Source organism: Mycobacterium sp. E2699, from assembly GCF_001666745.1.
In the GTDB taxonomy this organism is placed as follows: domain Bacteria; phylum Actinomycetota; class Actinomycetes; order Mycobacteriales; family Mycobacteriaceae; genus Mycobacterium.
Genome location: NZ_LZJH01000077.1, coordinates 66,527 through 77,750, shown reverse-complemented (window position 1 = coordinate 77,750; position 11,224 = coordinate 66,527). Strand labels below are relative to the sequence as shown.

At 69.7% G+C, this 11,224-nt stretch carries 9 protein-coding genes; 6 read left to right on the top strand and 3 right to left on the bottom strand.

From position 1 onward, the window contains the following. Positions 1-55 precede the first annotated feature (55 nt). A complete protein-coding gene (locus A5696_RS12290) occupies positions 56-2,140 on the bottom strand; it encodes a serine/threonine-protein kinase (protein WP_067878515.1) in 2,085 nt (694 codons plus the stop codon). Positions 2,141-2,347: 207 nt separating this feature from the next. Here A5696_RS12290 and A5696_RS12285 point away from each other — a divergent pair, with 207 nt between their 5' ends. The 6 genes from A5696_RS12285 (at position 2,348) to A5696_RS12260 (ending at position 8,407) form a co-directional block, all read left to right on the top strand. Further along, positions 2,348-5,038 (top strand): ATP-binding cassette domain-containing protein, encoded by a 2,691-nt coding sequence (locus A5696_RS12285; protein WP_082969001.1) that lies wholly within the window; start codon positions 2,348-2,350, stop codon positions 5,036-5,038. Positions 5,039-5,113: 75 nt separating this feature from the next. Further along, on the top strand, positions 5,114-5,554 hold the full coding sequence (locus A5696_RS12280; RefSeq protein WP_067878512.1) for a DUF402 domain-containing protein: 441 nt from the start codon (positions 5,114-5,116) through the stop codon (positions 5,552-5,554). A gap of 58 nt (positions 5,555-5,612) precedes the next feature. Then, positions 5,613-6,056 carry a DNA polymerase ligase N-terminal domain-containing protein gene (locus tag A5696_RS12275; protein ID WP_156738360.1) on the top strand — a complete coding sequence of 148 codons (444 nt, stop codon included), beginning with the start codon at positions 5,613-5,615 and terminating at the stop codon, positions 6,054-6,056. Beyond that, a complete protein-coding gene (gene ligD, locus A5696_RS12270; RefSeq protein WP_067878509.1) occupies positions 6,053-7,054 on the top strand; it encodes a non-homologous end-joining DNA ligase in 1,002 nt (333 codons plus the stop codon). Before A5696_RS12275 ends, ligD (A5696_RS12270) begins: the two co-directional genes overlap by 4 nt. After that, a complete protein-coding gene (gene ligD, locus A5696_RS12265) occupies positions 7,051-7,944 on the top strand; it encodes a non-homologous end-joining DNA ligase (protein ID WP_067878505.1) in 894 nt (297 codons plus the stop codon). Before ligD (A5696_RS12270) ends, ligD (A5696_RS12265) begins: the two co-directional genes overlap by 4 nt. A 46-nt stretch (positions 7,945-7,990) precedes the next feature. Further along, entirely contained in the window at positions 7,991-8,407 is a 417-nt protein-coding gene (locus A5696_RS12260; protein WP_067878502.1) for a hypothetical protein, read from the top strand. Positions 8,408-8,513: 106 nt separating this feature from the next. On the opposite strand, the gene coaE is transcribed toward A5696_RS12260, so the two are convergent. Together coaE and rpsA are read right to left on the bottom strand one after the other, a co-directional pair. Further along, positions 8,514-9,728, bottom strand: a complete 1,215-nt coding sequence (gene coaE / locus A5696_RS12255) for a dephospho-CoA kinase (protein WP_067878499.1) — start codon at positions 9,726-9,728, stop codon at positions 8,514-8,516. A gap of 13 nt (positions 9,729-9,741) precedes the next feature. After that, positions 9,742-11,187, bottom strand: coding sequence for a 30S ribosomal protein S1 (gene rpsA, locus A5696_RS12250; protein WP_067878496.1), 1,446 nt, complete (start codon positions 11,185-11,187; stop codon positions 9,742-9,744). Between the last annotated feature and the right edge of the window lie 37 nt (positions 11,188-11,224).

Sequence of the window (11,224 nt, the reverse complement as noted above, 5' to 3'; positions counted from 1 at the left end):
TGACACCTCGCACGGCGTGTCACCGTGCAGACACGCACCCTCGCGAGCAGAGAAGCTACCCCGCCGGCCTGGTCCAGGTACGGGTGACCGGATCGCACTGGAGCAGGTGGCCGTCGTTGGAGGTGGTCATGGCGAACACCGAGGTGTTCGGCCGGTCGCAGGAGCTCCCGGAGGCGTGTACGCCCATCGTGATGGGCGCCTTGGACCAGGTGTTGCCCTCGCAGACGACCTGCTCGTTGTTGGTGGGGTCATAGGCGAGCTTGTCGACGTCGCTGCACACCCCGCCGAGCACGGGCGGCGCCGGGCGGGACGGGGCCGAGGTGTTGACGACCTGAGTGGGGTCGGCCAGGGGCACGCTCGGCGGGGCGTCGCCGACCCGGGTGGCGACGACGGGTACCCGCACCACCGCGCCCTGCGCGCCGCACTCGTTGGACAGAGCGGTTTGCGTCACCGTGCCGCGCAGCGTGCCGTCGGCTTGCGGCGCCAACGACCCGGCGACGCTTTCCTGCTGGGTGGCCTGCCCCTGCCCGTTCGGCGGGGTGCAGCCCGCCCGCTCCTGCAGAAGCCCGCCCTGCCAATAGCCGCCGATGAAGCGCAGCGAGTACGTGTGACCGCCGTCGGTGGTGCTGGCCACCTGGTGGTTGGCGTCGTCGAGTTGTGTCCCGGTGGCCGCGCACCCGTTCGTCGTGCACACCGAGCGGAACGCCCACCAGCTCGTGGTCGGGCCGTCGTGGCGGATCGGAATGCCGTTGGTGGTCTGCTTGCTGCGGTCGTAGGTCAACTGGTAGGTGCCGTTGAGCGCCGGCCCGCCGGGCCTCGCGGGCGCGGCGCTGGGCGCCGGGACCGACGGTCTGGACGCGAGCGCCGGGACGTTGGGCGCGGGGCTGTCCGGCTGGAACGAGTACAGGGCCGACCAGGTCGCCGCGATCGCGATCAGCACCGCGCAGAGCAGCGCGGTAGCCCACCGGGCACGCGACGAGAACCGCCGGGTCAGCGCAGCGACGAGACCGCGGGGACCGCGCCGGCGGGGCGGCGTCAGCACGGCGGGGCGGGGCTGGGCGTCGTCGCCGTCCCCGGTGGCGTTCGCGTCGAAGACCCGCTCGCTGAGGGCGGTGGCGAACCCGCGGCACCGCTCGAACCGGTCCTGGGGTTGTTTGGCCAGGGCCTTGAAGAAGACGTCGTCGAGGTGCGCCAGCTCGGGGCGGTAATCGCTGAGCCGAGGCGGATCCTCGTGCAGATGCTGGCTGATCACCGCGATCGGGTTGGAGTGCTGGAAGGGCGGCGCGCCGGTGAGCAGATGAAAAGCCGTGGCGGCCAAGGCATATTGGTCGGCCCGGCCGTCGATGTTGGAACCCGTCAGCTGTTCGGGCGCGGCGTAGGCCACGGTTCCCACCGCCACGTTCGTCTCGGTGATACCGCTGATGTTGGCCAGGTGGCGCGCCACGCCGAAATCCGCCAACAGGATTCGCCGTTCCCCGTACTCGGGGTGGGTGAGCAGGATGTTGGCGGGTTTGACGTCGCGGTGCAGCAGGCCGCGATCGTGCGCGTAGTCGAGCGCACCGGCGACGGCCTGCACGATGGCGCACACCTCGTCGATCGGCATCCCGTCCGGGTGGCGCTCCTTGACCAGCCGGGCGGCGTCCGTGCCCTCGACGTAGTCCATGGAAATCCAGAGCTGGCCGTCGAATTCGCCGCGATCGTGGACGCCGACGATGTGCGGGTGCCACAGCGTCGCCGCGAGGTCGGCCTCCCGGTTGAACCTCTCCCGGAATTCCCGGTCCGCGGTGACCGCCTCGGCGAGCACCTTGATCACGTCGCGACGCGGCAACCGCGGATGCAGCGCCAGGTAGACCTCGGCCATCCCGCCGGCGCCGAGCTGCCGCAGGACCGTGTAGCCGGCGAACGGTGCGCCGCTGCTCAGGGCAAGGCGTGATCCACTGACCTCGGCCGGGGACTCCGCGGCGGGCGCGGCGTTCGGGGCCGAGCCGACGGGAGGAATGCGGCGAAACAGGTGCGCGACGGTCGCCGAGGGGATCGACTCAAAGCCCGCGCGCAGCGCCTCGCGCGCCAATCGCGGGTTGCTCAGCAGCCGTCGCCCGGCATCGATCCGCCGGGTGGTGCCCCTGTTTTCGTCCGTCAATCGTTGCCCCCTGGTGTGTCGGCACTGCCTCGAGCTGCGCCGGACGCAACTCCGTTAACTCCCCTCACGCTGGAATCATGCCGGATATCCGTGGGCGATAGGTCTCAGCAAGCTATGAAACAGCTTTGAGTGGCCGAACCGAAATAAAGCCAAATCACAGGCGGGTCCCATAGAGACCATTCGAGCCGCGCACCGATACTTGATTATGTGACCCGACCCGCCCCGCCTGTCCTGACAATCCGGCACGACGGGTCCCAACGCTCGTTCGCGGCGGGCCACGAGGTCGTCGTCGGCCGCGACGCGCACGCCGACATGCGGATTGCGGATCCGCGGATCTCCCGCGCGCACCTGATCGTGCGGTTCGACCAGGGCCGGTGGCTCGCGATCGACAACGGCTCGCTGAACGGCACCTACGTCAACGGCTACCGGATGCCGGTCATCGACATCCACGACGGCCAGAGCATCAACGTCGGCAATCCGCAGGGCCCGCGGCTGACCTTCGCGATAGGGCCCCAGCAGGGCCACGCCAACCAGCCACCCCGGCCGCGGCCGGCACGTGATTCCGGCCCGCCCACGCTGGCGTGGTCGGTGCTGCCGGAGAAGACCAACCCCACCGCACCCGTGCGCGGCCAGACCGGCAGCCAGCCCCGCAGCCAACCCGTGCACCCGGGGCCGCCGCGGCCGATGCCGCCCCCGGCGCCGCCCAGGCAACCGGCCGGGCCGCCCCGGCGGCCGCCGCCGCCCCCGCCGAGGCAGCCGGTATCACAGCCCCGGCAGGCGTCACCGCCGCTGCGGGTCCCGCCGCCCGACCCGCTGACGGTCGTCCACGCCCCCACGGCCCCGCCCGAAGCGCCGGCGCCCGCGGACTCGACGGTGATCAACACGAAGACGGCCGACGTGTCGAACCTGGCCACCCGCTTCGTGAAGTTGCTGTCGCCCCGCCTGTCGGCCGCCGCGGGCACGGCCGGCGCCAAGACGATCGGCCGCGCCGCCGAGAGCGACATCGTCGTCTCCGACGTGCTGGCGTCGCGTCACCACGCGACGCTGGTGCACACCCCGCTGGGCACCGAGATCCGGGACAACAGCATCAACGGGACGTTCGTCAACGGCACCCGGGTCGGGTCGGCGATCCTGAGCGACGACGACGTCGTCACCATCGGCAACGTCGACCTGGTGTTTCGCGACGGCACCCTGGTCGAGCGCAGCGCGGCCGCGGCCCGCACCGGTGGGCTGGAGGTGCACAACGTCCGCTACGTCGTCGACAACGGCAAACAACTGCTCGACGACATCTCGCTGACCGCGCGCCCGGGGACGCTCACCGCCGTGATCGGCGGCTCGGGCGCCGGCAAGAGCACGCTGGCCAGGCTGATCGCCGGTTACACCACGCCGACGTCGGGCTCGGTCACCTTCGAGGGCCACAACATCCACGCCGACTACGCGTCGTTGCGCAGCCGGATCGGCATGGTCCCGCAGGACGACGTCGTGCACCGCCAGCTGACCGTCAACCAGGCACTCGGCTACGCCGCCGAACTGCGGCTGCCGCCCGACACCAGCAAGGCCGACCGTGCCAAGGTCGTCGCCCAGGTCCTCGACGAACTCGACCTCACCAAGCACGCCGACACCCGCGTCGACAAGCTCTCCGGCGGCCAGCGCAAACGCGCCTCGGTGGCGCTCGAGCTGCTCACCGGGCCGTCGCTGCTGATCCTCGACGAACCCACGTCGGGCCTCGACCCCGCGCTGGACCACCAGGTCATGACGATGCTGCGCCAGCTCGCCGACGCCGGCCGCGTGGTCATCGTGGTGACGCACATGCTGTCCTACCTCGATGTCTGCGACCAGCTGCTGCTCGTCGCGCCGGGCGGCAAGACCGCCTACTTCGGCCCGCCGGACCAGATCGGTGAGGCGATGGGCACCACCAACTGGGCCAAGATCTTCACCAAGGTGGGCGCCGACCCGGAAGAGGCCAACCGGCGGTTCCTGGAGCGGGCCGAGGGGCAGAAGCGGCCGCAGAAGCTGATGCCGGACAAGACCGACGAACCGGGGGCGCTGGGCGAACCGGTGCACACCAGCGTGCGGCGCCAGATTTCCACCGTCGCGCGCCGGCAGGTGCGCCTGGTCGTCGCCGACCGGGCCTACTTCATCTTCCTGGCGCTGTTGCCGTTCATCCTGGGGTCGCTGTCGCTGACCGTGCCGGGCGGCAACGGCTTCCACGCGCCGGGCCCGAACGCCGGAACACCCGACGAAGCCGCGCAGATCCTGGCCCTGCTGCTGCCCGCCGCGGCGTTCATGGGCACCGCGCTGACGATCCGCGACCTGGTCGGCGAGCGCGCCATCTTCCAGCGCGAGCAGGCCGTCGGCCTGTCGACCACCGCCTACCTGCTCGCCAAGACCGCGGTGTTCTGCGGGTTCGCCATACTGCAATCGGCGATCATCACCGCGATCGTGGTGGTAGGCAAGAGCACCCCTACCCGTGGCGGCGTCCTGTTCGGGCATTCGACACTCGGGGCCACCGCCGAGCTGTTCGTCACCGTCGCCGCGACCTGTGTCGCCTCGGCGATCCTCGGGTTGGCCATCTCGTCGCTGGTCCGGTCCAGCGAGCAGATCATGCCGCTGTTCGTGGTGACCGTGATGGCCCAACTGGTGCTGTGCGGCGGCATGGTCCCGGTGACGGGCCGGCTCGGGCTCGACCAGCTGTCCTTCGCGATGCCCGCGCGGTGGGGTTACGCTGCGGCGGCGTCGACGGTCGACCTGCGCAACCTGGTGCCCGGCTCGCTGGTGTCCCAGGACCGGTTCTGGGAGCACACGTCGAAGATATGGCTGTTCGACATCGGCATGCTGGCCGCGCTGTCGGTGTTCTACGCCGGCTTCGTGCGATGGAAGATCCGGTTACGCCGATAGGGTGGGACCATCCATCCGCCGAAGCACGAGACATTCGACCTGGTCGACCGCACCAACACCGATCCGAAGGGCATCGTGCGGGCCGTCGACGAATACATCGTGCGGCCGTGGGGCCTCTACCTGGCCCGTCCCACCCCGGGCCGCGCCCAGTTCCATTACCTCGAGTCCTGGCTGCTGCCCTCGCTGGGCTTGCGCGCCACCGTCTTTCATTTCAATCCGGGCCATGACCGCGACCACGACTACTACCTCGATGTGGGCGAATACACACCAGGGCCCCGCGCGTGGCGTTCGGAGGACCACTACCTCGACATCGAGCTCCGCACCGGAACCGGGGCGGCACTGGCCGACGTCGATGAGCTGCTCGACGCCGTCCGGCACGGCCTGCTGACGCCCGACGTCGCCGAACGCGCGGTACGGCGCGCCGTGGCGGCCGTCGACGGCCTGGCCCGCAACGGCTACGACCTGTCCCGGTGGCTGGCCACCGAGGGCATCGAGCTCAGCTGGCATGGGAGATAGCCGTTTCCGGTCCGTTTCCGGGCCGTTTCCGCATATTACCGACGGGTATCCCTTCGGAATGCGCTTGAGCCTGACCGACTACCGGCGGAGACGCCGGTCCGGCGGCCGGCCGTGTTTCCTCATCGAGCACGACACGGCCGGCGGCGACCACTACGACCTTCGCCTCGAGATCGACGGCGTGCTGGTGTCCTGGGCGATACCCAAGGACGGCCGGATGGCCCGCCGCACACCGGATCACCCGCTCGACGACGCCGCGAGTGCCGCCGTCGTCGCCGACAGCGGCACCTATGCCAATGTGACCCAATACGAGATGGCCGAATGCCTTGAGTGCGGACACCTTTCGTTCCAGCTGCGCGGCGAGAAGCTGCGCTGCTGCTACTCGCTCACCCGAGTCCGCGAAGGCGAGGAGGAGACCTGGCTGCTGATCAGGCGCAGGGACGGCGACGCCGACGCGCAATGTGATCCGGCCTACCTGGACGCCGCGGCGGACGGCTCGTCATGACCGGCCTCGCCGCGCTGCCGGCGCCGGTGCGCGCGGCCCTGCACGACGAGCCGGTGCCGGACTGGCGGGCCCCCACGCTGGCCACCCTGACCGAGAAGCGGTTCTCCGATCCCGCCTGGATCTTCGAGCGCAAATTCGACGGAATGCGCTGCCTGGCGTTCCGCGACGGCGACAACGTGCGACTGCTCTCGCGAAACCGCCAGCCGCTCAACGGCACCTACCCCGAGCTCGTCGACGCGCTCGGCGGCCAGCACACGAACCGGTTCGTGGTCGACGGCGAGGTGGTGGCGTTCGAGGGCCGCCGCACCAGCTTCGCCAGGCTGCAGGCCCGCCTCGGCATCACCGACCCCGAGGTGGCGCGGGCCTCGCCGGTGCGGGTGTTCTATTACCTGTTCGACCTGCTGCACGTCGACGGCGAGTCCACCGTCGACGTGCCGCTGCTGTGGCGTAAACGGCTGCTGCGCAAGGCTATCGACTTTGCCGATCCGCTGCGGTTCACGGCCCACCGCGTCGGCGACGGCATCGCGGCCTACCGGGCCGCCTGCGAACGCGGCGACGAAGGGGTGATCGCCAAACTCGCCGACTCCAGGTACGACGGCCGCCGCTCGCCGAATTGGTTGAAGTTCAAGTGCGTTCGCGATCAGGAGTTCGTGGTGGGCGGCTACACCGCCCCCAAGGGCAGCCGCATCGAATTGGGCGCGCTGCTGCTGGGCTACCACGACGGACGCGACCTGGTGTACGCCGGCAAGGTGGGAACCGGGTTCGACGAGGCCACCCTGCGCCGCCTGCACCAGCGGTTGACACCCATCGAGCAAGACGCCGCACCCTTCACCCGCGGGCTGGTGCGCGAGAACGGCGCCCGCTGGGTGCGACCGGAGCTGGTGGTCCAGATCGGGTTCACGGAGTGGACGCGCGACGGCAAACTGCGCCATCCGCGCTACCTCGGCCTGCGCACCGACAAGGAGCCGGCCGACGTCGTCCGCGAGACGCCGCGATGACCCGCATCGCCGTCGAAGTCACCCACCCCGACCGGGTGGTCTTTCCCGATCCGGGAATCACCAAGGGTGAGCTGGTCGACTACTACGGCGAGGTGGCCGGCGCCATGCTGCCGCACCTCAAGGGCCGGGCGCTCACCGTGCAACGGTTCCCGCGCGGCATCGGCGAACCAGGCTGGGTGCAACAGGATTTCGCCGACTCGCTGCCCGACTGGATGGGCCGCGTCGAAGTCGCCAAGGAAGGCGGCGGCACGGTGGTGCACCCGGTGGCCGAACGCCCGGAGGCGCTGCGCTGGCTGGCCAACCAGAACTGCGTCACGCTGCACGTGTGGCAGTCGCGGCGGGACCGGTTGCATCGGCCCGACCGGCTGGTCTTCGACCTCGACCCCGCCGACAGCGACTTCGCGGTGGTGCGGGCAACCGCCCGTGCGGTCGCCGGGGTCCTCGACGACCTGGGGCTGCCGTGTTACCTGCAGACCACCGGTTCGCGCGGGCTGCACGTGGTGGTGCCGCTGCGCCCCGACGCCGATTTCGACACCGCCCGGCAGTTCGCCCGCGACGTGGCCGAGGTGGTGGCGGCCGACGACGCCGCACACCGCACCGTGGAAGCGCGCAAGGACAAGCGGGGCGACCGGGTGTACCTCGACATCATGCGGAACGCCTACGCGCAGACCGCGGTTGCCCCGTACTCGGTCCGGGCCCGCCGGAGCGCGCCGGTGGCGACCCCGCTGCAATGGGACGAATTGGACGTCCGCGGCTTGCGCGCGGACCGGTTCACGATCCGTGACATTCCCAAACGGCTTGCCGGGCAACCCGATCCGTGGGCCGGCATGCACCGGCACGCCCGCTCGCTGGCCGCCCCCGCGCGGCGCCTGGCGAAGCTCCGCGGATGAGCCGCACGGCTTGGCCTCGCACGACGCCGGGCGTAATCTCGGCAACATGAGCCCCAGCAAGCACTGGTGGATGCCGATCGCCGCCCTGACCGTGATCGCGGCCGGCTCCCAGCTAAGCCCGGCGACCGCGCGGGCGGACCTGCACAACATCACCTACCGCGCCAGGGTCGACGCGGTGACCACCGGCAGCCAGGCCACCTTCGTGATCAACGGCGGCCAGACCAACACCACCAACCTGCCGTCGATGCCCGGCAACGTGTTCGAGGCCAACACGGTGTTGCCCGATCCGCAGCAGGCCGGCATGCGGATCGTGCTGCATTTCCCCTACTCGGCCAACGTGCACTGCGAGATCGACGTCGACGACAACGTATTCACCCAGGTCGACCAGGTGGTGCGGCCGGCACCTGGAAACCCGGGGCCCACCAACGGTGTGCTGGGTTGCGGCGCACCGTTGCCCGGGTAGCTCGGAGTGAGCGCGGCGGGCTGGCGGCCACGAGACATAAATGCTTGCGACGCGCTTCGGCGTGTCGTGTGCGACGTTTACGTGTCGCTATCACTCCCACCGCAGGTTACGGCCGCCATCCGGTCGAGTCGGCCCATTCCCACGCCCGCCGGTAGGCGCCGGGGTACCACGGTTCCTTGGCCGCGACGTACGGCGAGGTGTCGCCGCCCGCCCCCTCTTCGGCAGCGCGCTTGACGGCCAGGTAGTCGGCGCGCGCGTCGGGGTTCGCCCTCAGCCAGTCGACGAACAGCAAGGCGAACTGCTGGTTGGGCCAGCCGGCCACCCGGACATGCACGTTGGTCGGACGGCCCGGATCCGCGGAGGCATGAATCCGCTTGTGCCACAGGCTTACATCGTCGCTGTGGTCGTAGCGGTCGTCGGTGCTGCGGGCGTCGTCCTTGGCGACATCGAAGGTGAGGCACTCGATGCGCGGGTAGCCGGCGGCCAGCAGCGGCTCGGCGAGTTCGTCGGCAACCGCCAGTGATTCGACGGTGATCTGCACGTCGATGACGTCTTTGGCGAAGAAGTCCGGAACGGCGGTCGAGCCGATGTGATCCACCCGAAGCGCCCGGTGGCCGCAGGCCGTTTGCAACCGGTTGACGATGCGCCGCGCCTGGTCGGGCCAGCTCGGGTCGGGAGGCACCAGTCGCGCGGGCGCGCGGGCGATCTGACGTTCGGTGAGGTTGTGGGCGAACGGCACGATCCGGTTGTCCCACACCTCGTGGGCGCGCTTCACCAGGTCCTCGGGGCTGCCGGAGTTGTCCAGCCAGATGTCGGCGACCGCACGGCGCTGCTCGTCGGAGGCCTGCGCGGCGATCCGGGCGCGGGCGTCCTCTTCCGGCATGCCGCGCTGATCGACGAGGCGCCGCACGCGCACCTCGACGTCGGCATGCACCACCACCACGAGCGGGAACAGCGGCGCCATCCCGGACTCCACCAGCAGCGGAATGTCCTCCACCACAACGGAATCGTCCGGGACCGACGCGATGATCTCGGCGCGCCGCTTACCCACCAGTGGGTGGACGATCCCGTTCAGCCGCTGGCGCGCCTCGTCGTCGCGAAAAGCCTTGGCGGCCAACGCCGGACGATCCAACGACCCGTCGGGCAGCAGGATGTCGTCGCCGAACGCCTCGACGAGCGCCTCGAGGCCCTCGGTCCCCGGCCGGACCACCTCGCGCGCGATGACGTCGCCGTCGACGATGACCGCACCGCGTTTGGCGAAGGTGGCCGACAGCGCCGACTTGCCGGCGCCGATGCCACCGGTCAACCCGATGCGAAGCATCTAGCTGAACGAGTTACGCGTTGCCGGCGAGCTTTTCCCGCAGGGCCGCCAACTGGGCGTCGCTGGCCAGCGAGCCACCGGCCGCCTTCTCCTGCGGCGCACCGTTGCCGGGCGACTGCTCCCCACCGCCGTGCCCGGCGGCCTCGGCCGCCGCGAACTTCTCCATCTGCGCGGTGTGCATCTTGTGCCGGCGCTCGGCCTCGGCGTAGCGGGCCTCCCATTCGGAGCGCTGCTTGTCGAAACCTTCCATCCACTCGTTGGTTTCGGCGTCGAAGCCCTCGGGGAAGATGTAGTTGCCCTGCTCGTCGTAGCTGTCGGCCATGCCGTACTTGGCCGGGTCGAATTCCTCGGTGTAGTCCTCGTTGGCCTGCTTGAGCGACAACGAGATCCGGCGGCGCTCCAGGTCGATGTCGATGACCTTGACCATCGCGTCGTCGCCGACGGCGACGACCTGGTCGGGCACCTCTACGTGGCGCTCGGCCAGCTCGGAAATGTGCACCAGGCCCTCGATGCCCTCCTCGACGCGCACGAACGCGCCGAAGGGAACCAGCTTGGTGACCTTGCCCGGCACGATCTGGCCGATGGCGTGGGTGCGGGCGAAGTGGCGCCACGGGTCTTCCTGGGTTGCCTTGAGCGACAACGAAACCCGCTCGCGGTCCATGTCGACATCGAGCACCTCGACCGTGACCTCGTCGCCCACCTGGACCACCTCGGACGGGTGGTCGATGTGCTTCCAGGACAACTCGGAGACGTGCACCAGACCGTCGACGCCGCCGAGGTCGACGAACGCGCCGAAGTTGACGATCGAGGAGACCACACCCTTGCGGATGCTGCCCTTCTGCAGCTGGTTGAGGAACTCGCTGCGCACCTCGGACTGCGTCTGCTCCAGCCAGGCCCGCCGGGACAGCACCACGTTGTTGCGGTTCTTGTCCAGCTCGATGATCTTGGCTTCGATCTCCTTGCCGATGTACGGCTGCAAATCGCGGACCCGGCGCATCTCGACCAGCGAGGCGGGCAGGAAGCCGCGCAAACCGATGTCGAGGATCAGGCCACCCTTGACCACCTCGATGACCGTGCCCTTGACGGCCTCGTCCTTCTCCTTGAGCGCCTCGATGGTGCCCCAGGCGCGCTCGTACTGCGCGCGCTTCTTGGACAGGATCAGGCGGCCCTCTTTGTCCTCCTTGGTGAGAACCAGGGCCTCGACCTCATCGCCGACGGAAACGACCTCGTTGGGGTCGACGTCGTGCTTGATGGAGAGCTCGCGGGCGGGGATGACCCCTTCGGTCTTGTAGCCGATGTCGAGGAGCACCTCGTCCCGGTCCACTTTGACGATCGTGCCCTCGACGATGTCGCCATCGTTGAAGTACTTGATCGTTTTGTCTATTGCGGCGAGAAAGTCCTCGCTCGAGCCGATGTCGTTGACGGCTACTTGCGGCGAGGTGACGGTGGGACTCGGCATGTTGTTGGGTTGCTCCGGACAGGTGAGGTCGTAGGGA